Raw genomic sequence first — 22,141 nt, 5'->3', positions numbered from 1 at the left:
TAAATCCCTCACATGCGCCGTCAGGGCAGCGGGCGCATCATTAACATCGGTTCGATTCTCGGGATCGTTCCGTTGCCGTATGTGGCACTTTATGCGGCCAGTAAGCATGCGGTCGAAGGATATACGGGGGCACTGGATCATGAACTGCGCACGCAGGGCATCAGAGTGTCTGTGATCGAACCTGCTTACATGAAAACACAGTTCGAAAACAATAATCTAGAGCCGGATGCCAGGCTTGAAGAGTATGACCAGATCCGGGCTAAGCTGACGAAAGTGGTGAGCAAAGCAATGGCCGAAGCGGAAAGCCCGGAGGTGGTGGCTGATGTGGTGGTTAAAGCGGCTCAGAGTTCACGTCCAAAGGTGCGTTACACGGCGGGAAAGCTGGCAGGTCAATTGAACTTTATTCTCAGATTCGCGCCTGCATCATTCCTGGATAAGGTCGTACGCAAAAGCCTTCAGCTTGATACGAAAGAGTAAAAATGAATTTCCTCAACTGGCTATTCTGACCACAGCTGCAGAAGCGAAGGGGCGATTGCCTGTCTCGCTCGGGGACAGGCGAAAGGAAAAGTGGTCACCCTCAGCCGACGGTGAATGCCACATTATTTCTTCACAATCCCCGCAATATCATTGGTATTCATCAGATGATAATCGCCGTTCATGTCGGTGTAGCTGGTCATACCGGTATCGCGGTCGCGATCCGGTTCGCCATGGGCGAAGAACTGGTCACCGGCCTTGGTGTTGATCACGTAATCACTGGCGCAGCCGGTGAGCGTCAGGGCCAGCGCGAGGGCGGTGAGGCAAGATAATTTCTTCATTGTTAAGTCGTTTCCCTTTGCATTCATCTGCCTGCATTACAAAACAACCCACCCGAACATGCAAAGGATAAAAGTGTCACCAGGCGTAATAGTGCGAACACGCTGGCAGAAATTGCGGCGGGTCATTTTGGTGCACGGCGTTGCGACATCCCTCTTTTTCCTCATCTTTTCAGCACCAGCGCAGTGCGATGTGATCCCGCCGTTGTTTCTGCAACTTGCTTCGGGGCGTTGCCTCACGCGCTCTATACTCAAAATGACCACCAATTGCGTGACAGGTTGCAACACTGGCAGCAATTTTGCTTAAGGTTTTACACCTTTAGCGAAACCGTAAGGAAACTCCGCAGTCGTCCCCGGGAAGATTTCAACCACTCCATTCAGTGCTTTTTGTTCGTGTTTAGCGTCAGGATTTAAGACCACGCTCCGGCGTTCTTACTAAAACCATTTTGCTCAAACAGGCTACTAAGGAACACGATGATGTCGATGAAATTGATAAGAAATCCGCTTTCTCTTTTACTGGCAGGGTGTCTGGCGACGGCGTTTTCCGCGCATGCAGATATTGTGATTGGTGTGGCTGGCCCGTTCACCGGCCCGAATGCCACCTATGGCGATCAGTACTGGCATGGTGCCACGCAGGCCGCCGAAGACATTAATGCCGCAGGCGGGATTAATGGCGAAAAAATTAAGCTGGTGCAGGGCGATGACGCCTGTGAACCGAAACAGGCAGTTGCCGTTGCTAACCGCTTAGTCGATCAGGACAAAGTCCAGGCAGTGGTCGGGCATTTTTGCTCCTCATCTACCATGCCTGCTTCCGAGGTATATAACGACGCCGGAATTATTGCCATCACCCCCGGATCTACCAACCCGCAAATCACCGAGCGCGGCATGAGCGATATGTTCCGCATGTGTGGGCGTGACGATCAGCAGGGTCTGGTTGCCAGCGATTACATCATCGACAAACTCAAAGCCAAAAAAGTAGTCATCATCCACGACAAAGACACCTACGGACAGGGTCTGGCGGATGCTACCAAAGCGGCGCTCAACAAACGCGGCGTGAAGGAAGTGATGTACGAAGGGCTGTCACGCGGCGAAAAAGACTTTAACGCGCTGGTGACCAAAATCAGTGCGCAGAAACCCGACGTGGTGTTCTTCGGCGGTTGCCATCCGGAAGCCGGTCCGTTAGTGCGCCAGATGCGGGAACAGGGTGTGCAGGCGACGTTCTTCTCCGGCGATTGTATCGTCAATGAAGAAATGGTGACGGCCGCGGGTGGCCCGCAATATACCAACGGCATTCTGATGACCTTCGGCAAAGACCCGCGTCTGATTGCCGAAGGGAAAACCGTTATCGATAAGTTCCGCGCCAACAAGTTCGAACCCGAAGGATACACGTTGTATTCCTACGCCTCGGTTCAGGCGATTGCTGCCGCGTTCAAAGCCACCGGCGGCACCGATTCAGCCAAGGCCAGCGCCTGGCTGAAAGCTAACAGCGTCGATACCGTGATGGGCAAAAAATCCTGGGACAGCAAAGGCGATCTGAAAGTCTCGGATTACGTGGTTTATAAATGGGATGACAAAGGCAAATACCAGGAAGTGAAATAAAGCTATTTTATTTGCCATTTTGAATCCGGGCAGTGCTCAAACTCCTCACGTACTACGTGTACGCTCCGGGTTTTCCGCGCTGGCCGGGTCCAAACTGGCTGCAACAATAACGCTTTATGAGTTCTGACCGCGCTTCCCCAAACGCGGTCGCAAAAAGAGACTGCGTATTTATGGATTCATTCTTCCTGCAACAGCTGTTTAACGGCATCACGCTGGGCGCGGTGTACGGGCTGATCGCCATCGGTTACACCATGGTTTACGGTATCATCGGGATGATCAACTTCGCCCATGGCGAGGTGTATATGATCTCCGCTTATCTGTGCGCCATCGCGCTGGCGCTGCTGTCTTTCTTCGGGTTGCACTCATTTCCCTTGCTGATCCTCGGCACGCTGGTGTTTACCATCGTGGTCACCGGCGTTTACGGCTGGGCGATTGAGCGCATTGCCTACAAACCGCTGCGAAACTCTACCCGCCTTGCGCCGCTGATCTCCGCGATCGGCATGTCGCTTATCTTGCAAAACTACGCACAAATCAGTCAGGGACCGCGACAGCAGGGGATCCCGACTATGTTTGACGGCGCGCTGCGTTTTCACATCGGCGACAGCTTCGTGCAGATGACTTATACCAAGCTGTTCATTCTGGTGGCGGCGTTTGTCGGGATGCTGGTGTTGTCGTGGATTATCAGCAGCACCAAACTCGGCCGCATGTGCCGGGCAGTGCAGCAGGATCGCAAGATGGCGTCGATTCTGGGCATCAATACCGACCGCATCATCTCGCTGGTGTTTATGATTGGCGCGGCGATGGCCGGGCTGGCGGGTGTGCTGGTCACCATGAACTACGGCACTTTTGATTTTTACGCCGGATTTATCATCGGTATCAAGGCTTTCACGGCGGCTGTGCTGGGCGGAATTGGTTCGCTGCCGGGCGCGATGCTGGGCGGCCTGATTTTAGGCATCGCTGAAGCGCAGTTCTCAGGCATGGTGAACTCGGATTACAAAGATGTGTTCTCCTTCGGATTGCTGGTGGTGATCCTCATTTTCCGCCCTCAGGGCCTGCTGGGTCGCCCGGTCGTATCTAAAGTGTGAGGGAGAAAAAATGACGTCACAAACTGCTGTTATTGATGGCGGCTTCTCACTGAAACGCTGTCTGCTGGATGCCATTTTCGCCGGGCTGGTCGCGCTGATTATCTTCGGGCCGGTGGTCGGGGTAGTGCTCGATGGCTACAGCTTCAACTTCCATTCTCAACGGCTGGTGTGGATTATCGCCGCGGTGATGGTCGGACGTTTTATGCTCAGTGCCTTTCTGGAAACCGCCGCCGGGCAGAAAATGCGGACGCGTTTTGAAAGCGAAAGCGCGGGAGTGTATGTCCGGCCTGTGGATCATAAAAGCAGCCTGCGCTGGGTGCTGCCGCTGTTAATCGTGCTGGCGATATTCTTTCCGTTTGTCGCCACCAAATACATTCTGACCGTTGCGATTTTAGGGCTGATTTACGTGCTGCTTGGGCTCGGGCTGAACATTGTGGTCGGGCTGGCGGGGCTGCTGGATCTCGGATACGTGGCGTTTTACGCCATCGGAGCTTACGGGCTGGCGCTTGGCTATCAGTATCTTGGCCTCGGGTTCTGGTCGATGCTGCCGCTGGCGGCGCTGATGGCAGCCCTCGCCGGTGCGCTGCTCGGGTTCCCGGTGCTGAGGATGCACGGCGATTATCTGGCAATCGTTACGCTCGGCTTTGGTGAAATCATCCGGCTGGTGCTGACTAACTGGCTGTCGTTTACCGGCGGACCGAACGGCGTCTCCGCGCCTGCACCGACGTTTTTCGGGCTGGAGTTCGGGCGACGGGCGAAAGAGGGCGGCGTGCCGTTCCATGAATTTTTCCATCTCACCTATAACCCCAATATGAAGTTTATTTTTATCTACACCGTGCTGGTTCTCGTCGTGTTGCTGGTGCTGTTTATCAAACACCGGCTGACGCGCATGCCAATTGGGCGTGCGTGGGAGGCGCTGCGGGAGGATGAAATCGCCTGCCGCGCGATGGGGCTGAATCACGTACTGGTGAAGCTTTCTGCATTCACGCTCGGGGCATCCACCGCCGGGATCGCAGGCGTGTTTTTCGCCACCTATCAGGGCTTCGTGAACCCGACCTCGTTTACCTTTTTCGAATCCGCACTGATCCTCGCCATCGTGGTGCTTGGCGGTATGGGGTCGACCATCGGCGTGGTGCTGGCGGCGTTTGTGCTGACCGTCGCGCCGGAGCTGCTGCGCAGTTTTGCGGAATATCGTGTGCTGTTATTTGGCGTGCTGATGGTGGTGATGATGATCTGGCGGCCGCGCGGGTTAATCCGCATCAGCCGCAGCGGATTTGCCGTACGTAAAGGAGTCGCACCATGAATGCCGCGGTGATGAATGAAAGCATCCTCAGCGTTAAACATCTGATGATGCACTTTGGCGGTATTAAGGCGCTCAACGATGTGAGTCTTGACGTCAGGCGCGGCTCTATCACCGCCCTGATTGGCCCGAATGGTGCAGGGAAAACCACGGTCTTTAACTGCCTGACCGGTTTTTATAAAGCGTCCGGCGGCACGATTTCCCTCAACACGCGCACAGGCTCGACCAACGTCGTTCAGGTGCTCGGGCAGAAGTTTCAGCCGGATGACTGGTTGAAACCGGCGCAGCTCGGCAGGCGGATTTTCTACAAAATGTTTGGCGGCACCCATCTGGTGAACCGCGCTGGGCTGGCGCGCACCTTTCAAAATATCCGCCTGTTCCGTGAGATGTCGGTGGTGGAGAACCTGCTGGTGGCGCAGCACATGCAAACCAACCGCAATCTGATTGCCGGAGTGCTCAATACGCCGGGCTACCGGCGTGCAGAGGAGCGGGCGCTGGATCGCGCATTTTACTGGCTGGAAGTGGTGGAACTGGTGGACTGCGCCAACCGGCTGGCGGGCGAGATGTCTTACGGCCAGCAGCGGCGGCTGGAGATCGCCCGCGCCATGTGCACCGCGCCGGAAATGATTTGCCTTGATGAACCGGCCGCCGGGCTGAATCCGGTGGAAACCCGCACGCTGAGCAAAATTATCCGCTTCCTGCGTGACCATCACGACATCACCGTGCTGCTGATCGAACACGATATGGGGATGGTGATGGAGATCTCCGATCACATCATTGTGCTCGACCACGGCGACGTGATTGCCGGAGGGGCGCCGCAGGAAATTGTAAACAATGAGAAAGTCATCGCCGCCTATCTGGGTGCTGACGAAGACGAGGTCAGCCTATGAGCCAGGCGATGCTGGAGTTTCGGGACGTAGAGGTCTATTACGGTGCGATCCAGGCGTTGCAACAGGTCTCTTTGCAGGTGGATCAGGGCGAAACCGTGGCGCTGATCGGCGCGAACGGTGCGGGGAAATCAACGTTACTGATGTCGATTTTCGGCCAGCCGCGCATCCGCAGCGGTCAGATTTTATTTTGTGGCGAAGATATCAGCCGTAAATCCACGCATTTTGTGGCATCAAAGGGCATTGCGCAGTCGCCGGAAGGGCGGCGCGTTTTCCCGGATATGACCGTTGAAGAAAACCTCCTGATGGGTACCATTCCCATCGGCAATAAACACGCGGCGGAGGATCTGCAAACCATGTTCGAACTGTTTCCACGCCTGAAAGAGCGGCGTAAGCAGCGGGCGATGACCATGTCCGGTGGGGAGCAGCAAATGCTGGCGATTGCGCGGGCGCTGATGAGCCGTCCGAAACTGTTGTTGCTGGATGAACCGAGTCTTGGCCTCGCGCCGATCGTCGTAAAACAGATTTTCCAGACGCTGCGCGAGCTGGCGCGTAACGGAATGACAATTTTTCTGGTTGAACAAAATGCGCATCACGCCCTGAAACTTTCCGATCGCGCTTACGTGATGGTCAACGGTCAGATCCGCATGAGCGGCACTGGCGAGGCGTTGCTGGTGGATCCGGAAGTCCGCAGGGCGTACTTAGGCGGCGCATAGCCCCTTCGAATTACACTGAACGTTTGAGCCCGGGATGCCCGCATCACGGGCTTTTTTTTGCGATGTCACTCTAGGTTTTATCTGATTCCAAAACCGTTCTCCACATTTCGCTCATACTCTTCCGATAACATGCAATTCCTACAATTTAGTGACCGGAAGGTTAAATCTTTGAGGTATCATTCAGAGATAACCGTCACGAATTTGTGAGAAAGAGGTTTATTCGGATAAATCAGTGACCTAAAACAGCATTAGGGCGTTGACCCCCTGATGTTGAACAGGCTATATAGCGTCACCCGTTTTTGGCACAAAATTTTCCTGTCTCAGGGATGAAGTGAATGACAAACGGGTCATTTACTCGATGAATTGAACCGTCGGCGCTGCTGGCAAATCAGCAGACTGGGTCGTTGTGTTTATTTTTTTAATCAGACAGGGCGCTGAAAATGGCTTCTGAGTGGCTTTCATTTGTTTTGTTTCTTTCCTCTATCTATTTCTACGTCACGCGTGCGTCGGCCGGTCGTATCTGGTTTTCGCTGGTACTGTTCTTTTTAGGGCTTTACGTCATTTTGAACGTGATCCTGATCGGCAGTAACTATTTTACCGGTGAAGGCATCACCGATGCCGTGCTGTACACCGTCACCAGCAGCCTGAAAGGCGCCGGTCTGAATAAATATATCCTGCCGTTCCTCGGGTTACTGGCCGGATTGATCATCGTCTTCTGGCTTCTCGCCTGGGGGCTGAAGCAGCGTCGCGCCAAAAACAGCAGCGCGGTGTACAGCGTGCTGGCCGTGGTGCTAGCGGTATTCTCGGTCGGCTCCACGCAGGCGTTCCAGAATATTTCCCGCCTGGTGAAAACTCAAATTTCCGGCAGCGGTGCGGATTTCGATACCTATTACAAAGTGCCGGTCAAGGCCGTGAAAGGCGAGAAAAAGCCGAATCTGGTCTACATCTACGGCGAAAGTCTGGAACGTACTTATTTCGATGAGAACGTCTTTCCCGGGCTGACCACTGAACTGAGTCGCCACAAAGCGCAGAGTACCGATTTCACCAACACCAAACAGGTGCCGGGCACCGGTTACACCATCGCCGGTATGGTTGCTTCGCAGTGCGGTATCCCGCTGTTTGCGCCGTTTGACGGCAATGCCTCCAGTGCCTTAGCGACGTTCTATCCCGAAAACGTCTGTCTGGGTGACGTCCTCAAAGGCGCGGGCTACACCAACTATTTCTATCAGGGGGCGGAACTGGCGTTTGCTGGTAAAGGCACCTTCCTGAAGTCCCACGGTTTTGATCATCTTTACGGCTATAACGATCTGCGTCCGACCGTCGCCGATCCGGCATACAAAAATGACTGGGGCTGGTATGACGACACGCTGCTGGACGAGGTGTACAAGAAGTTTGTCGAGCTGAGCAAAGAGGGCAAGCCGTTTTCTCTCTTCACGCTGACCGTCGATACGCATCACCCCGACGGTTTTATTTCCCGTGGCTGTACCCGTAAAGCCTATCCGCTGACCGGCAAACCGAATCAGTCTTTGAGCGCAGTTTCATGCAGTCAGGAGCTGATTGCGGCGTTTATCGACAAGATCAAAGCCTCAGGCTATTTCGATAACACCATCATCGTGGTTTCTTCCGATCATCTGGCGATGAACAACACCGCCTACAGCACGCTGACCAAACAGAATCGCAAAGATCTGTTCTTCGTGCTCGATGGCCGTCATCCGGTGGGCGATCTGAATGCCGCCAAGCGCAGCACGCTGGATAACGGCGCGACCGTGCTGGATATGATGGGCGGCGATAACTATATCGGCCTCGGCCGCAGCGGGATTTCCGCGACGTCAATGACCGAGCAGTTCCTCAATATCGATGACAAAGTGAATGCCTGGAAACCGGCGGTCATCAAACAGTGGGGCTTCCCAAACAGCATCAAAAATTACACCGTCAGCAACAAGGAAAACAGCTTCACATTCTCTGGCATGACCATCAAAACGCCGTTTATTTTGAAAGTCACCAAGGACAAAATTGAGCCGATGTTTGACGTGTATTTATCGACGCCGCTGAAAAAACAGCTCGCTACGCTGTCGACCAGCGACAACTTTGTCTGGGTGGATAAATGCTATGAAATGGGGCGCGTCTGGGCACCTGAGCTGTCGCTCAATACCGGTCTCTGTGTGGCCTCCGGCAACCTGGGAGCGCGCCCGACTATCGTGCAGGCGAACGGCGACAGCTTCAAAGGTAAAGTCGATTTTGTGAAGGATATGTCTGGCAGCAATGCGATTTATCAGCAGACGGTGAAAACGCTCAATATTGATGATGCAGACACGACCTACAAATCCGCTGCGATTGCCTTCATGGTACCGGGTCTGCCTGAGCAGGTGAAAGCGATCGCCGGGGTTTCCGCCGTGGAGAACTGGGGGCGCTGGTCTGATGCGAATCTCGCGCCGTCGGTGAAAATCGATTACGTCAAACCGCTGCCAACCACTTTTGACGTGGTGATCCGCGCCAGAGCCTACGGCAGTAACATCGATAAACCGGTGTCAGTCCGCGTCGGCGATCAGGAACAATTCGTCTCCTTTGGGGATAAAGACGGCACGGTGAAAGTCCAGTTCACCAATCCTGGCGCGGCGCAAAGCATTGTCATCACGCCGCCGTCACCGACCGAACCGACCGAAGGCACCAGCGGCGGTTTCCAGCCGCGTAAGCTGGGCATCGGCATGGTTTCCCTGGAAGTTCAGCCGGTCGAACCCCAGTCCTGAGACCGATGTGTAAGAATGAGAAAACCCGCTACGGCGGGTTTTTTCGTTCTGAATCAGGCCACGGCGAGCTTATCTTTTTAATCGCTTTACTTTGCCATTTCACATATTCATTTCAGGAATATGTATCTCTTAAACAATATTATATAGAAATAAGCCGATGGGTATACTCGCCAAATTCCTGCACAGAATCACAGCCTTGTGCAGGCAGCTCATACACACTTTTGGGGATACTCGATGCGTACAAAATTTAACAAAACTAAGACCCGCGTAAACCGTGCTTTTTTACTGGCGGCAAGTTCTGCTGTTATGATTTCGAGCGGTATTTTGGCCCCGCTTACGGCTGCTCATGCAGCGGATAAAACGACCATCAAAGTCGGTATCATCAGCGGTGAAGACGAAGATGTCTGGCGCGAAGTGGTGAAGCAGGCAGCGGCGAAAGGGGTGACCGTCAAGCCGGTGGTGTTTAATGATTACAACCAGCCTAACGAAGCGCTGCAAAATGGCGAAGTGGATGCCAACGCCTTCCAGCATCAGCCGTTTCTCGATAATCAGATCAAAGTGAATCATTACGATATCGTGCGCGTCGGTTATACCGCCGTGTGGCCAATCGGTTTGTATTCTAAAAAAGTAAAAAAAGCTGACGAGCTGAAAGACGGTGCGGTCATCGGCGTACCTAATGATCCAGCCAACGAAGCGCGCGGCCTGATCCTGCTCGAACAGTCCGGTGTGATTAAACTGAAACCGGGCGCAGGCATTTTCGCGACCACCGCAGACATCACAGAAAACCCGCGCCATGTCGTCATCAAAGAGCTGGACTCCGGCATTATCGGCCGTTCAGTGCCAGATCTGGATGCGGCGATTGTCAACACAGACTGGGCGTTGAAAAGTGGCCTGACGCCAGCCGATCGCATCGCGCAGGAGCCGGTCAAAGGCAACCCTTACAACAACTTCATTGCAGTGAAAACAGAAAACGCCAATGCGCCGTGGGTGAAAACGCTCGTTTCCTCCTACCAGAACGACGACGTGAAAAAAGTGTTTGATAAGGTTTATAAAGGCACCGGCGTCACGGCCTGGTAAGGATGTAAAGCATGACGATTATCTCTGAGATCGACGCGCATTTTACTGCCACCTCTGCGGATGACAAAGACGCCGTCGCAGCGGGCGTAAACGCGTTTGTAAGCGCTGAGCGAACAAGCGCGGCAGAGGATGCCGAAGACGTGGTGCGATTGCACCGCGTTAGCCGCCGGTTCGGTACCACGCAGGCACTCAAGGATGTGTCGTTAACGGTGAGGCGGGGAGAAATCCTCGGCCTTATCGGCCGCAGCGGGGCAGGGAAATCCACCCTGATCCGCTGTCTCAACGGACTGGAACAACCCGACGACGGTGTGATCGAAATCGAAGGCCACGCAATAACCGGCCTGAGTGAGAAAGCGTTGCAGTCCGTGCGCAGCCGCGTCGGTATGGTATTTCAGCATTTTAATTTGCTGTCGGCCAAAACCGTAGAACAGAACGTCGCACTGCCGCTGAAAATCGCCGGATATGACAAGGCTCGCCGTCAGGCGCGAGTCGCCGAATTGCTGGCGCTGGTCGGGCTGGAAGATAAAGCCAAAAACTATCCGGCCGCCTTGTCTGGCGGACAAAAACAGCGCGTCGGCATTGCGCGTGCGCTGGCCGCCAGTCCGGCATTGTTACTGTGCGATGAAGCCACGTCGGCGCTCGATCCTGAAACTACCCGCTCTATTCTGACGCTGTTGCAGTCGCTGAATCAGACGCTCGGCATCACTATTTTGCTCATTACTCATGAGATGGAAGTGATCAAAAAGATTGCTCATCGGGTGGCGGTCATTAACGGCGGGGAAATTATTGAAGAAGGCCCGGTGTGGCAGGTGTTTGCGCATCCTCAATCGCAACTGACCCGCATCCTGTTACAGGGTTTGCTGCTGCAACTGCCGGAGGCGCTGGCTGAACGGCTGACGCAGGTACGTCAGGGCGAGGCGATTTACAGCGTGCATTACGCCGGGCAGGGCAGACAGGGCGAAATTCTCACGCGGATGGCTGCGGAACTGCCGGGGCAGTTCCGCCTGATTCAGGGCGGGGTCGATCATATTCAGCATTACGCCATCGTGCGTTTTTTCTTCTCTGTGCCGGTCGATAACGCCGCCTCAGAGCAAACCGTTTTACACTGGTTGGAACAGCACCAGGCCACCGTGGAGCTGACAGGCTATGTCTCCAGTAATGCTTGATTTATTGATTAACGCCGTTGAAGAAACGTTGCTGATGACCGCCATCTCCGGACTGTTTTCACTGATTGCCGGTCTGCCCTTAGGGCTGATTTTGGTGATGAGCAGCCCCGGCGGCATTGCTGAAAGCCGCTGGGTCAACCGCTCGCTCGGGCTTGTCATCAACGGTTTTCGCTCGCTGCCGTTCATCATTTTGCTGGTGGCCTTAATTCCGGTGACACGCTTTCTGGTCGGCACATCCCTCGGGACGTGGGCGGCGATCGTTCCGCTTTCTATTACAGCCACGCCTTATTTTGCGCGCGTGGCGGAAGTCTCCCTGCGAGATGTCGATCGCGGGCTGATCGACGCGGTGCGGGCGATGGGCGCGAGCAAACTGCGCATCGTCTGGGACGTGCTTATCCCGGAAGCGTTACCGGGCATTTTGTCCGGATTCGTGGTGACGCTGGTGGCGCTGATTGGTGCATCGGCGATGGCGGGGGCTATCGGCGCGGGTGGGTTAGGCGACCTGGCGATCCGCTACGGCTATCAGCGTTTTGAAACGGTGGTCATGATTGAAGTGATTGTGGTGCTGATTGTCATGGTATGCGGTATTCAGTGGCTGGGTGACCGCATCGTCGCCCGGGTCGATAAACGTCATTAACCTTCGGTGATTATTAAAACCGGTCATCTTTTTCAAAGTGACCGGTTTTATTCAACAGCGTTTACAGCTCACTGCGCGAACGCCAGCGCTCACGGGCCATAAAACTTTTCACACCGACATCCAGGAACGGGCGGGGCGGCAGATAATTGGCGCGCCCGACGGTTTGCATATCCGCCAGCAGCGGGTTGTCTTCGCCCAGCGCATGTTCCGCCAGCAACCGGCCAAATGCGCTTTGCTTGGAGCTTCCTGAGCCGTTACATCCCGCCGACGAATACACATTCTCTGACAGATTCCCCCACACCGGCGCACCGTTGCGGGTAATGCTGATCAGCCCGGACCAGGTATAAGCCATATTGACGTCCTGCAACTGCGGGTAAATTCGTGCGAACAGCTGCTGATGGCGGCGGGCGTGACGGCCAGTTTCCACCGCGCCGGTCACCAGCCCCGGCGTAAAGTTGACGTGCTCGCGGATCAGAAAACGGTGATCGGCGGTGTAGCGCAGGGTCGTACCGGCCAGCGCATTCACCGGCGTTGAGCCCCAGGGTAGAATATCGCCGATGCGCTGGCGCTGTTCCGGCGTCAGCGGCTCGGTCAGCGTCGCGAAGGTCGACATCGCAAACACGTTCCCCTTAAACAACGGCAATCCCCGCGCCGCGCCGTTGATCGCCAGCATCAGCTTGCGCGCCCGCACTTCACCATGGGGCGTTTCAGCCCGGATAGCGCCCTGGGTTTCGATCTGCAAGGCAGGGGAATTGGCGTAGACCGTCACGTTCGGCGGCAGCGTGGCGACCAGCCCGCTGATAAGCGCTGCCGGATTCACCAAAATGCAGTTCGGCGTATACACGGCGCTGCGATAAAAACCGGTGCCCAAACGCTGTTTCAGCGCCGCGTTATCCAGCAGTTCGAAGCTTTCGCCGAGTGTCGTGAGCTCCTGCTGATAGTGCGCAATCTCGCCGTCAAACTGCTCGCTGACCGCGCAATGGTATTTCCCAGAATTCTGCCAGTCACATTCAATAGCGTGTTGATCCACCGTCTCTTTCAAACTCATCAGCCCATATTGCAACAGCCGCCGATAGGTATGCGCCTGCTCCAACTCTGCCGACGTACTGCCCACCGTGTGCGGCAGGTCTATCACAAACCCCGAATTACGCGCCGAGGCATTATCTGCCACGTCGAGAGCTTCGAGTACCACAACGTGCTCATGCGGACGGAGTTCGGCGATCCGCCGTGCAAATGCCAGCCCGGCGAACCCCGCACCTATCACCAGCCAGTCCGCCGTCACTTTGCCGTGTAAAGCCGGATGACGCGGGGTATCTCCCCTGAGTGCCGCCCAGCCGTTGATATTTTGATCGAGTGGTAAATTTCTAATTTTCATTGTCGCATCATGCCGTTATCCCGGATGGTTCGATCCTAATTCATAGCCGTATAGATGTCTAATGCGTAATCAGGCTAAAGATATGCCGGCATTAGGTGAAAGAAAGCGACGGTGAAAATTAGGACAAAGTGAACAAAAAGCAGGCAAGGGGATGCTGATAGAATGCGCGCGGGTGCTTGAGGCTTATGTGGCTTGAGCATTGTTGTTCAGGACATATAAGGCAAAAGCCCCGAGTTAATTTTTCAATCAACCCGAGGCTCTTCCTCTGTCCAGACAACAGCAGGATAGCCTCTTAAAAGCAGAAATGCAACGGAGGGTAAGATGTCGCGAAAGCTTGTTTTGCATGGACTCATCGTGATTTGTTTCACGCTGTTGGCCTGGACCTGGATGGTACGTGACTCGCTGTGCGAGCTGCACATTAAACAGGGTTTGACAGAAATTGCGGCAGTCTTAAGCTACGAAATTAAGCGCTAACCGTAGGGTGGGGTTCGCCCCACCTTTTTGGTTGTTGTCGAAGCATAGGACCTCAGGCACCCATTTATTTCACGTTGCTTCTTTAAAGCCCGTCGACGAAAAGCAAAAAGCCCGCTTAAGTTTCCTTAAGCGCGCTTTTCTAATATGGCTCCTCTGACTGGACTCGAACCAGTGACATACGGATTAACAGTCCGCCGTTCTACCGACTGAACTACAGAGGAATCGTTGGAACGGGGCGAATAATAGCGACTGCCCCTGTGCATGTCAAAGGGTTAAAGAAAAAAGTTGTCTGACTGCTTTCTTAATATCCAACTTGTTGACTATTAAGACAAAGTGATTAAATCCTCCACCATTTTTTTCATTGTCCCTCACGCTGAAAGTTGATGTTGCACTAAAAGCACTCATAAGCTGCCTGTTTGTTGTGCATCAGTTACCAGCATTGTTGCAGATCCCAAATCCTAAGCACGTTTTTTGCCACTCTTTAGCCCTGAGATGACAGTGAATGCAGATCTGCTGCACAAATTTCAATCATTTTTCGTAATTGGCACACCCCGTGCATTGTTATCTCACTAACAACAACTAGCTTTATGACAATAAAGCAACATGAGATTAACCGATGCAGCCAGCGCAGGATGTGATTGAACAAATCGAAGCCTCGTTTGCCGGACAGACGCCGACGGGGAAACGCATTGCCAGTTATTTGCTGGCGAATCTTGCACAAATCCCGTTTGAGACCGCCGACAGCATCGCGCGAAGTGCGGCGACCAGCGGGATTTCGGTAGGACGTTATTTGCGCAGCCTCGGGTATCGGAATCTGGATGACTTCAAACAAACGCTGCGTCAGCAAAGTGGTACCGCCTACCAGCCGTGGGTGGTCACTGACCGCCTCGGAGCTTACCGCGAACGCAGCAAACAACCGCGGCAGGAAAAGCTTGAGCAGTCGCTGACGCTTGAACTCGAAGCCATCCATCACGTCTATCAGCTGGCGCAGACCGACAGCTTTGCGCAGGTAAGCCGCCGACTGGCTGAGGCTGATGCGGTGTTTATTCTCGGCATCCAGTCGGTGCGGGGGATTGCCAATAACTTCTCGAGCTATCTCGAATATCTGCGCCCGAAAGTGTATTTCGCCGACGGCCTGTCCGGCACCTATGTCGAATCTCTGAATTCCGAATTCGCCCGCCCGTATCTGGTGGTCACCGACACCCGTGCCTATTCGAAACTGGCGCAAACCTATTGTGAAGCGGCCTGCGAGCGCGGGCTGAACGTGGCGCTGATCACCGACATTTACTGCCCCTGGGCGCGCGACTATCCGGTGGATTTGTTGCAGGTCAAAACTGACACCGGCCAGTTCTGGGATTCGATGGCGCCGCTTAGCTGCCTTTTCAACCTGCTGTGTTCCTCGGTGCTGGAACTGCGGGGTAACGACGTCGAAGAGCGGCTGGCAAATAACCGGATTTTGCAGAAACAGCTCGGGCAGTTTGAATCGTAATTTTCTAAAAACAGCGGACAGAGTTTATTAATGAATACCAAAACACCTGACGTACCCCTGACCGATCTGGCGCACGCGCTGCCCGATGCGGTGATCGACCTGAAATATGCCACGGCAGATAACCTGACCGGTCAGCCGATTTATCGCGAGTCGCTCTGCCTGTTGCATCCGGACGCTGCCGCCGCGCTGGTTCGCTGTAACGCCGTGGCAAAGCTGGCGGGATTTCGGCTGAAAATTTACGACGCTTATCGTCCGCAGGCGGCGCAGGCCTGTCTGTGGGCCGCGTTTCCCAATCCGGATTATGTGGTGGATATCAAACTCGGATCGCACCACAGCCGCGGTGTGGCGGTGGATCTTACCCTGCTCGATGAGCGTGGTGAGGTACTGGATATGGGCGCAGGCTTTGACGAAATGACCGAAGTCTCGCATCCGTTTTATCCGGATTTACCGCCGCACATTCAGCGCAACCGACTTTTGCTTAACGCCGTCATGGCCGCAGGTGGCTACAAGGGTATCACCAGCGAGTGGTGGCACTTTGAATTACCGGATGCCAAAACGTATCCGTTGTTGGAAGAGCGGTTTGGTTGCTATCCGCCAATTAACGCCGCCTGATTTTCGTCTCACTTTTCCTCAAGCCAGGAGTTCAACGATGAATAACACAGCAATCAGTACGTTTCGCACAATCACCAAAACACGGATCGCCGGTGCCATTTTACTCGCTGTATCAGGGTTAAGTCTTTCCGCGCAGGCCGCCGTGCCAAAAGACATGTTGGTGATTGGTAAAGCTGCGGACCCGCAAACGCTGGATCCTGCGGTGACTATCGACAACAACGACTGGACGGTCACTTATCCGGCCTATCAGCGACTCGTCCAGTACAAGACGGAAGGGGGCAAAGGTTCGACGCAGGTGGAAGGCGATCTGGCCGCCAGCTGGACCGCGTCACCGGATCAGCTGGTGTGGACATTCAAACTCAAGCCCGGCGCAAAATTTGATGACGGCACTGACGTTAACGCCGATGCGGTGAAATGGTCGTTTGAGCGCCTGATGAAAATCGGTCAGGGTCCGTCGGAAGCCTTTCCGAAAGACATGACCGTCACGATAGTTGATCCGATGACCGTCACCTTTACGCTGAAATCCCCGTTTGCGCCCTTCCTGTACACGCTGGCCAATGACGGCGCAGGCATTGTCAATCCGGCCATCGCTAAAGCCAATCCAGCCGATGAAGGCAAAGCCTGGCTGGCGGGACATACCGCCGGTTCCGGCCCTTACAAGCTGGACCGCTGGCAGAAAGGCCAGCAACTGGTGCTGGTGCCGAACCCGCATTACAGTGGCGCTAAACCAGCCTTTAAACGCGTGACGGTGAAAATTATCGGCGAGAGTGCCACCCGCCGCCTGCAGCTGTCGCGTGGCGATCTGGATATCGCCGATTCCCTGCCGATGGATCAGCTGGCGGCGCTGAAGAAAGAAGACAAAGTCGCCGTCGAAGAATTCCCTTCGCTGCGCGTCACCTATCTGTATCTTAATAACGCAAAAACGCCACTCAATCAGGTGGATCTGCGCCGTGCGATTTCCTCAGCAGTGGATTATCAGGGCATGGTAAAAGGCATTATGGGCGGTAACGCCAAACAGATGCGCGGGCCGATCCCGGATGGCATGTGGGGCTTCGACCCGACGGCGAAACAGTACACCCTCGACATGACCCAGGCCAAAGCCGATCTGGCGAAAGTGAAAGACAAACCTCAGACGCTGGACTTCCTCTATTCAGATAACGATCCGAACTGGGAATCTATCGCGCTGGCGGTGCAGGCGAGCCTCGGTCAGGCGGGTATCAGCGTCAAGCTGGAAAAACTGGCCAACGCCACCATGCGCGACCGCATCGGGCAGGGCGATTACGATATTTCTATCGGCAACTGGAGCCCTGATTTCGCCGATCCGTACATGTTTATGAACTACTGGTTCGAGTCCGACAAAAAAGGGCTGCCGGGCAACCGTTCCTTCTATTCCAATCCAGACGTCGATGCCTTGCTGAAAAAAGCGGTGTCGGTCACCGATCAGAAACAGCGCACGGATTATTACCAGCAGGCACAGAAAATCGTTATCGATGAAGCGGCCTACGTGTATCTGTTCCAGAAAAACTATCAGGTCGCGATGAACAAAGACGTCAAAGGTTTTGTGTTCAACCCGATGCTGGAGCAGGTGTTTAACGTCGGCCAGATGAGCAAGCAATAACGGCGATATCATTCACGAAGACCCCTTTCTACCATGTGAGGGGTTTTACGGGGAAAAATAACGATGACTTTCTGGACACTAATCCGCCAGCGATGCTGGGGGCTGGTTTTGGTGATGATAGGGGTATGCGTTATTACTTTTATCATCTCGCATATGATCCCGGGCGACCCGGCGCGTCTGCTGGCAGGCGATCGCGCCAGCAATGAAATGGTTGAGCATATCCGTCAGCAACTGGGTTTGGATCAGCCGTTATATGTGCAGTTTTTTCGTTACGTCAGCGATTTGCTGCATGGTGATCTTGGAACGTCGATTCGCACCGGTCGGCCGGTGCTGGAAGACCTGAAAGCCTTCTTCCCGGCCACCTTAGAACTGGCGTTTACCGCGCTGTTTCTGGCGATTGTGCTGGGTATTCCGCTCGGCGTGCTGTCTGCGGTTTATCAAAATAAATTCCCCGATCATCTGGTGCGTTTACTTTCCGTTCTGGGGATTTCCACCCCGGCGTTCTGGCTGGGATTGGGCGTCATCATCCTGTTTTACGGCCATCTGAACCTGCTGCCGGGGGGCGGAAGGCTGGATGACTGGCTGGATCCGCCCGCCAATATCACCGGTTTTTACGTGCTTGATTCTCTACTGACCGGCAATTGGGAGACCCTCTGGAACAGTCTGCAGCATCTGGCGATGCCCGCACTGACGCTGGCGTTCGTGCATATGGGGATTGTGGCGCGGCAGATCCGTTCGGCGATGCTCGAACAGCTTAATGAAGATTATATCCGCACGGCGCGTGCCAACGGCTTATCGCGCTGGCGGGTGATCCTCAGCCATGCGTTGCCCAATGCGCTGATCCCGTCGGTGACGGTGCTCGGTCTGGCGATGGGCGATTTGCTTTACGGCGCGGTGCTGACGGAAACCGTGTTCGCCTGGCCAGGGATGGGGGCGTACGTGGTTAACTCGATTCAGGCGCTGGATTTCCCGGCGGTGATGGGTTTTGCGGTGGTGGTGTCGTTTGCGTACGTCATCGTCAATTTGTGTGTGGATTTACTGTATGTGTGGATCGACCCACGCATTGGCCGGGAGGGGTGACCGATGTCTGTTATTGAACCGGGTGTGAACAATCAGCGTGCCGATATCGTGGCACCTGACGTCAGGCCGCGCTTCGCCAGCTGGCGGCGCACATTTCATCTGCTGAGCCGTAGCCCGCTGACCATGCTGGGTCTGGCAATCATGCTTATTGTGCTGTTTATCATGATTTTCTCCCCGTGGCTGGTGCCGCACGATCCGAACGCTATCAGCCTGACCGATCGTTTGCAGGCACCTTCCTCCGGCCACTGGTTTGGCACCGATGAAGTCGGGCGCGATTTATTCAGCCGGGTATTGATAGGCAGCCAGCAGTCGGTCGCCGCCGGGCTGGCGGTGGTAATCATCGCGGGCAGCATCGGTTCACTGCTCGGTTGCTTCTCCGGCGTGGTGGGCGGTCTTGTGGATGCGCTGATCATGCGCGGTATGGATATCATGCTGTCGGTACCGTCGCTGGTGCTGACCATGGCGCTGGCCGCCGCCCTCGGCCCGAGTCTTTTCAATGCCATGCTGGCGATTGCCGTGGTGCGTATTCCGTTTTACGTCCGGCTGGCACGCGGGCAAACGCTGATGTTGCGCCATCAGGCCTACATGCAGGCAACGCGTACCTTCGGCGCGTCGCGCTGGCATCTCATCACCTGGCACGTCTTGCGTAATGTCATGCCGCCGCTGGTGGTGCAGGCGTCGCTTGATATCGGCACCTCAATTCTGATGGCCGCCACGCTGGGCTTTATCGGCCTCGGCGCACAGCAACCGACCGCCGAGTGGGGCGCGATGGTCTCCAATGGCCGTAACTATATTCTCGATCAGTGGTGGTATTCGGCGTTTCCCGGCGTGGCCATTCTGATCACGGCCACCGGTTTCAACCTGTTCGGCGACGGTCTGCGCGACCTGCTGGATCCGAAAAGCAGAGGGCGCTGAGATGACTGAACGACACACCGCTCCGGTGCTGGAAATCGACAAATTACAACTGGTCTTTCCCGTTTACGGCGGCGAAGTGAAAGCGCTCAATCAGGTCTCGCTGGCGGTGAACACCGGAGAAATTGTCGGCGTGGTGGGGGAATCCGGCTCCGGTAAATCGGTCACCGCGATGATGGCGATGCGCCTGCTGCCACCGGACGGTTTTACCGTCACCGGTGGCACAATCAACATGCTCGGCACCGACGTGGTGCGCGCCAGCGAAGAAGAGATGCGGAGCCTGCGCGGTGCACGGGTGGCGATGATTTTTCAGGAGCCGATGAACGCGCTGAACCCGACGCGCAAAATTGGCCGACAGATGTGCGAAGTGATCTGCCTGCATCAGAAAGTCAGCCGTGCGCAGGCGTGGAAAAAGGCTATCGGCCTGCTCGACGACATGCAGATCGCCGACGCGGAACAGGTCATGTCGCGCTATCCGTTTGAGCTTTCCGGCGGGATGCGTCAGCGTGTTCTGATCGCGATGGCGTTTTCCTGCGAACCGGAGCTTATCATTGCCGACGAGCCAACCACCGCGCTGGACGTCACCGTGCAGCGTCAGGTTTTGCGACTTTTACAGCGCAAAGCCCGTGCCAGCGGCACGGCGGTGTTGTTTATCACTCACGACATGGCGGTGGTTTCGCAACTGTGCGACCGGGTTTACGTGATGTACGCCGGACATGTGATTGAAAGCGGCAACACGGCGGATGTCATCGATTCGCCGTCGCATCCGTATTCCATCGGATTATTGCAGGCCGCGCCGGAAAACGGCACGCCGCGCAGCCTGCTAAAAGCCATCCCCGGCACGGTGCCGAATCTTGCCAACCTCCCGCAGGGCTGCGCCTTCCGCGGGCGCTGTCAGCACGCCGACGACCGTTGTTTCATCACACCTGAACTTGCTCCGCAGACGGAATTTCCGCAGCAATCCGTCGCCTGCTGGCATCCGCAACGTTTTGCCAATCCGATACGTATCCCACACATTGAGGAGCTCTCCTGATGATTGCCGAACACTTAGTGGAACTTCAGGATGTGCGCGTGCATTTCCCTGCGACCGTCAACTGGCGAGGCAAACCGACCGGCTACGTTCACGCGCTGAATGGTTTAGATCTCAACATTATTCGCGGCGAAACCCTGGGGATCGTTGGCGAGTCCGGCTGTGGGAAAAGTACGCTGGCGCAGTTGCTGATGGGCTTACAAAAGCCAAGCAGCGGTGAGATTCACCGCGCCCGTCATGATAACTCCTGGTTTGGTTCCGGCATGCAGATGGTGTTTCAGGATCCGCAGTCCTCACTCGACCCGCGTCTGCCGATCTGGTGGATTATTACCGAGCCGGTCTACGTGCAAAAACACAACAGCAGCCGTGAGCGCCGCGAGTTAGCCGCCACGCTGGCCGGGCAGGTGGGCATCCGCAAGGAGTACCTCGACCGCCTGCCGCATGAATTTTCCGGCGGCCAGCGTCAGCGCATCTCCATTGCCCGCGCGCTTTCTTCCGAGCCGGATATCATCGTGCTCGATGAACCGACCTCAGCGCTGGATATTTCCGTACAGGCGCAGATCCTTAATCTGCTGGTCGAACTGCAACGCCAGCGCAATCTGACGTTTGTGCTGATTTCGCACAACGTGTCGGTGGTACGCCACATGAGCGATCGCGTAGCGGTGATGTATCTTGGCCAAATCGTTGAACTCGGAGCGGCAGAAAAAGTGCTGACCGATCCGCAGCACCCGTACACTCGGCTCCTGCTCGATTCCGTCCCCCGCGCCGGGCGAGCACTAGATGACGGGATTATCGATAAAAAAGGCGAGTTACCCAGTAACCGAAATCTGCCGAAAGGCTGTTATTTCCGGGAACGGTGCCCGCTGGCGGGAGACGGGTGTCAGATGCCGCAGGATTTGGCCCGCGCGGCGGGAGGCTGTGTTGCGAGGTGTCATCGCGTAGATGTGGCTGAGCGGTCATAAATGGTTATTTTGTGCAGATGCCGATGCACTGGCGGCATTAAACGCCGTTCGAAATAAAAGTAGATCGAGAATATTTCGGTTTCTGAATAGCAGTGATCACATGGCATGTCGCGCCGAAACCGAGCAGAGGGGAAAAGCTTTTCCCCTCTGCACTCCCCTCGCTTTTTCACACCCGTGCCATGCACACCGGCTATGTTTCAGCAGCTACCGCTATTGCCGCAAAATCCCGCCGCTGCGCGGTGCCCTTCGGTCGGGTTACAACCCGCGCAAAAAAACGCGCGGTTTTCCACCTCTTCCTACGGCGTGATTTTTAAAAGCGGCTAAAGGCTTCCAGGTCACAACTTAACCGGCTCGGATCATTTTAAAAGCAAAATACTTTGCTCATTGTTCATATGATTTTGACGTTAAAAATTGTGAAATGGCGCGATCAAAAAATCCTGCTGAACGGAGCGGCTTCGAGACCTATGGCTCGAAGACCGAGTGAGGGAACCGCGCAGCGGCAGGGTTTTGCGCCACACGCGGAAGCTACAGAACACGTCCATCGGCCCAGCGACAGCGCGTTT

General features: G+C 55.2%; 19 protein-coding genes, 1 tRNA gene and 1 pseudogene. 18 read left to right on the top strand and 3 right to left on the bottom strand.

Annotation, left to right across the window (positions count from 1 at the left end; translation table 11 throughout):
- Positions 1 to 3: 3 nt before the first annotated feature.
- Positions 4 to 477, top strand: a pseudogene (locus tag AC0Z7K_RS04785) (SDR family NAD(P)-dependent oxidoreductase); the annotation flags it as partial.
- A gap of 122 nt (positions 478 to 599) precedes the next feature.
- Here AC0Z7K_RS04785 and AC0Z7K_RS04780 read toward each other — a convergent pair.
- The gene (locus tag AC0Z7K_RS04780) at positions 600 to 815 is read right to left on the bottom strand and encodes a YgdI/YgdR family lipoprotein (protein WP_413534941.1); all 216 of its coding nucleotides are present in this window, start codon (positions 813 to 815) and stop codon (positions 600 to 602) included.
- 474 nt (positions 816 to 1,289) lie between these two features.
- On the opposite strand from AC0Z7K_RS04780, the gene AC0Z7K_RS04775 reads away from it, so the two are divergent.
- From AC0Z7K_RS04775 to AC0Z7K_RS04735, 9 genes are all read left to right on the top strand, one after another.
- Positions 1,290 to 2,411, top strand: a complete 1,122-nt coding sequence (locus AC0Z7K_RS04775) for a branched-chain amino acid ABC transporter substrate-binding protein (RefSeq protein WP_413529748.1) — start codon at positions 1,290 to 1,292, stop codon at positions 2,409 to 2,411.
- Between the two features lie 170 nt (positions 2,412 to 2,581).
- Positions 2,582 to 3,496: an ABC transporter permease subunit gene (locus AC0Z7K_RS04770; RefSeq protein ID WP_413529712.1), complete on the top strand. Its 915-nt coding sequence runs from the start codon at positions 2,582 to 2,584 to the stop codon at positions 3,494 to 3,496.
- A 10-nt stretch (positions 3,497 to 3,506) separates the two neighbouring features.
- Positions 3,507 to 4,799, top strand: a complete 1,293-nt coding sequence (livM, locus tag AC0Z7K_RS04765) for a high-affinity branched-chain amino acid ABC transporter permease LivM (protein ID WP_485613103.1) — start codon at positions 3,507 to 3,509, stop codon at positions 4,797 to 4,799.
- An 11-nt stretch (positions 4,800 to 4,810) separates the two neighbouring features.
- Positions 4,811 to 5,686 carry an ABC transporter ATP-binding protein gene (locus AC0Z7K_RS04760; RefSeq protein WP_413529747.1) on the top strand — a complete coding sequence of 292 codons (876 nt, stop codon included), beginning with the start codon at positions 4,811 to 4,813 and terminating at the stop codon, positions 5,684 to 5,686.
- Positions 5,683 to 6,399, top strand: a complete 717-nt coding sequence (locus AC0Z7K_RS04755) for an ABC transporter ATP-binding protein (RefSeq protein WP_413529710.1) — start codon at positions 5,683 to 5,685, stop codon at positions 6,397 to 6,399. Before AC0Z7K_RS04760 ends, AC0Z7K_RS04755 begins: the two co-directional genes overlap by 4 nt.
- Before the next feature lie 440 nt (positions 6,400 to 6,839).
- Positions 6,840 to 9,146 (top strand): phosphatidylglycerol--membrane-oligosaccharide glycerophosphotransferase, encoded by a 2,307-nt coding sequence (gene opgB, locus AC0Z7K_RS04750; RefSeq protein ID WP_485613102.1) that lies wholly within the window; start codon positions 6,840 to 6,842, stop codon positions 9,144 to 9,146.
- 234 nt (positions 9,147 to 9,380) lie between these two features.
- Complete coding sequence (locus AC0Z7K_RS04745) at positions 9,381 to 10,223, top strand: MetQ/NlpA family ABC transporter substrate-binding protein (protein WP_485613101.1); 843 nt, start codon at positions 9,381 to 9,383, stop codon at positions 10,221 to 10,223.
- Positions 10,224 to 10,234: 11 nt separating this feature from the next.
- Positions 10,235 to 11,389, top strand: a complete 1,155-nt coding sequence (locus AC0Z7K_RS04740; protein ID WP_413529707.1) for a methionine ABC transporter ATP-binding protein — start codon at positions 10,235 to 10,237, stop codon at positions 11,387 to 11,389.
- Positions 11,370 to 12,026: a methionine ABC transporter permease gene (locus tag AC0Z7K_RS04735; protein ID WP_413529706.1), complete on the top strand. Its 657-nt coding sequence runs from the start codon at positions 11,370 to 11,372 to the stop codon at positions 12,024 to 12,026. The genes AC0Z7K_RS04740 and AC0Z7K_RS04735 overlap by 20 nt, the downstream gene beginning before the upstream one ends.
- Before the next feature lie 61 nt (positions 12,027 to 12,087).
- On the opposite strand, the gene AC0Z7K_RS04730 is transcribed toward AC0Z7K_RS04735, so the two are convergent.
- The gene (locus AC0Z7K_RS04730) at positions 12,088 to 13,401 is read right to left on the bottom strand and encodes an NAD(P)/FAD-dependent oxidoreductase (protein WP_485613100.1); all 1,314 of its coding nucleotides are present in this window, start codon (positions 13,399 to 13,401) and stop codon (positions 12,088 to 12,090) included.
- Positions 13,402 to 13,722: 321 nt separating this feature from the next.
- Between AC0Z7K_RS04730 and AC0Z7K_RS04725 the strand changes: the two genes are divergently transcribed.
- Complete coding sequence (locus AC0Z7K_RS04725) at positions 13,723 to 13,875, top strand: Hok/Gef family protein (protein ID WP_112168542.1); 153 nt, start codon at positions 13,723 to 13,725, stop codon at positions 13,873 to 13,875.
- Between the two features lie 145 nt (positions 13,876 to 14,020).
- Here AC0Z7K_RS04725 and AC0Z7K_RS04720 read toward each other — a convergent pair.
- Positions 14,021 to 14,096 (bottom strand) — tRNA-Asn (locus AC0Z7K_RS04720).
- Positions 14,097 to 14,491: 395 nt separating this feature from the next.
- Here AC0Z7K_RS04720 and AC0Z7K_RS04715 point away from each other — a divergent pair.
- The 7 genes from AC0Z7K_RS04715 to AC0Z7K_RS04685 all read left to right on the top strand — a co-directional run bounded on the left by AC0Z7K_RS04715 (position 14,492) and on the right by AC0Z7K_RS04685 (position 21,578).
- Positions 14,492 to 15,364, top strand: a complete 873-nt coding sequence (locus tag AC0Z7K_RS04715; RefSeq protein ID WP_413529690.1) for a MurR/RpiR family transcriptional regulator — start codon at positions 14,492 to 14,494, stop codon at positions 15,362 to 15,364.
- 30 nt (positions 15,365 to 15,394) lie between these two features.
- A complete protein-coding gene (gene ddpX / locus AC0Z7K_RS04710) occupies positions 15,395 to 15,976 on the top strand; it encodes a D-alanyl-D-alanine dipeptidase (protein WP_485613098.1) in 582 nt (193 codons plus the stop codon).
- A gap of 37 nt (positions 15,977 to 16,013) precedes the next feature.
- Positions 16,014 to 17,594 carry an ABC transporter substrate-binding protein gene (locus AC0Z7K_RS04705; protein WP_485613096.1) on the top strand — a complete coding sequence of 527 codons (1,581 nt, stop codon included), beginning with the start codon at positions 16,014 to 16,016 and terminating at the stop codon, positions 17,592 to 17,594.
- Positions 17,595 to 17,657: 63 nt separating this feature from the next.
- Positions 17,658 to 18,674, top strand: a complete 1,017-nt coding sequence (locus tag AC0Z7K_RS04700; RefSeq protein WP_413529687.1) for an ABC transporter permease — start codon at positions 17,658 to 17,660, stop codon at positions 18,672 to 18,674.
- Positions 18,675 to 18,677: 3 nt separating this feature from the next.
- Positions 18,678 to 19,589, top strand: a complete 912-nt coding sequence (ddpC, locus tag AC0Z7K_RS04695) for a D,D-dipeptide ABC transporter permease (protein ID WP_485613095.1) — start codon at positions 18,678 to 18,680, stop codon at positions 19,587 to 19,589.
- Position 19,590: 1 nt separating this feature from the next.
- A complete protein-coding gene (locus tag AC0Z7K_RS04690; RefSeq protein ID WP_485613093.1) occupies positions 19,591 to 20,619 on the top strand; it encodes an ABC transporter ATP-binding protein in 1,029 nt (342 codons plus the stop codon).
- Entirely contained in the window at positions 20,619 to 21,578 is a 960-nt protein-coding gene (locus AC0Z7K_RS04685) for an oligopeptide/dipeptide ABC transporter ATP-binding protein (RefSeq protein WP_485613091.1), read from the top strand. The genes AC0Z7K_RS04690 and AC0Z7K_RS04685 overlap by 1 nt, the downstream gene beginning before the upstream one ends.
- The last annotated feature ends 563 nt before the right edge of the window (positions 21,579 to 22,141 follow it).

The sequence above is a fragment of the Rahnella sp. 1L-D-7-B-C2 genome, assembly GCF_057290995.1.
The sequence above is the reverse complement of the archived record's forward strand: the minus strand, read 5'-3'. Positions and strand labels throughout refer to the sequence as shown.

Bases quoted from the DNA above. Each gene is read 5' to 3' on its own strand.
- AC0Z7K_RS04780 (WP_413534941.1), bottom strand. From the start codon at position 815: ATGAAGAAATTATCTTGCCTCACCGCCCTCGCGCTGGCCCTGACGCTC.
- AC0Z7K_RS04775 (WP_413529748.1), top strand. From the start codon at position 1,290: ATGTCGATGAAATTGATAAGAAATCCGCTTTCTCTTTTACTGGCAGGG.
- AC0Z7K_RS04770 (WP_413529712.1), top strand. From the start codon at position 2,582: ATGGATTCATTCTTCCTGCAACAGCTGTTTAACGGCATCACGCTGGGC.
- livM (WP_485613103.1), top strand. From the start codon at position 3,507: ATGACGTCACAAACTGCTGTTATTGATGGCGGCTTCTCACTGAAACGC.
- AC0Z7K_RS04760 (WP_413529747.1), top strand. From the start codon at position 4,811: ATGAATGAAAGCATCCTCAGCGTTAAACATCTGATGATGCACTTTGGC.
- AC0Z7K_RS04755 (WP_413529710.1), top strand. From the start codon at position 5,683: ATGAGCCAGGCGATGCTGGAGTTTCGGGACGTAGAGGTCTATTACGGT.
- opgB (WP_485613102.1), top strand. From the start codon at position 6,840: ATGGCTTCTGAGTGGCTTTCATTTGTTTTGTTTCTTTCCTCTATCTAT.
- AC0Z7K_RS04745 (WP_485613101.1), top strand. From the start codon at position 9,381: ATGCGTACAAAATTTAACAAAACTAAGACCCGCGTAAACCGTGCTTTT.
- AC0Z7K_RS04740 (WP_413529707.1), top strand. From the start codon at position 10,235: ATGACGATTATCTCTGAGATCGACGCGCATTTTACTGCCACCTCTGCG.
- AC0Z7K_RS04735 (WP_413529706.1), top strand. From the start codon at position 11,370: ATGTCTCCAGTAATGCTTGATTTATTGATTAACGCCGTTGAAGAAACG.
- AC0Z7K_RS04730 (WP_485613100.1), bottom strand. From the start codon at position 13,401: ATGAAAATTAGAAATTTACCACTCGATCAAAATATCAACGGCTGGGCG.
- AC0Z7K_RS04725 (WP_112168542.1), top strand. From the start codon at position 13,723: ATGTCGCGAAAGCTTGTTTTGCATGGACTCATCGTGATTTGTTTCACG.
- AC0Z7K_RS04715 (WP_413529690.1), top strand. From the start codon at position 14,492: ATGCAGCCAGCGCAGGATGTGATTGAACAAATCGAAGCCTCGTTTGCC.
- ddpX (WP_485613098.1), top strand. From the start codon at position 15,395: ATGAATACCAAAACACCTGACGTACCCCTGACCGATCTGGCGCACGCG.
- AC0Z7K_RS04705 (WP_485613096.1), top strand. From the start codon at position 16,014: ATGAATAACACAGCAATCAGTACGTTTCGCACAATCACCAAAACACGG.
- AC0Z7K_RS04700 (WP_413529687.1), top strand. From the start codon at position 17,658: ATGACTTTCTGGACACTAATCCGCCAGCGATGCTGGGGGCTGGTTTTG.
- ddpC (WP_485613095.1), top strand. From the start codon at position 18,678: ATGTCTGTTATTGAACCGGGTGTGAACAATCAGCGTGCCGATATCGTG.
- AC0Z7K_RS04690 (WP_485613093.1), top strand. From the start codon at position 19,591: ATGACTGAACGACACACCGCTCCGGTGCTGGAAATCGACAAATTACAA.
- AC0Z7K_RS04685 (WP_485613091.1), top strand. From the start codon at position 20,619: ATGATTGCCGAACACTTAGTGGAACTTCAGGATGTGCGCGTGCATTTC.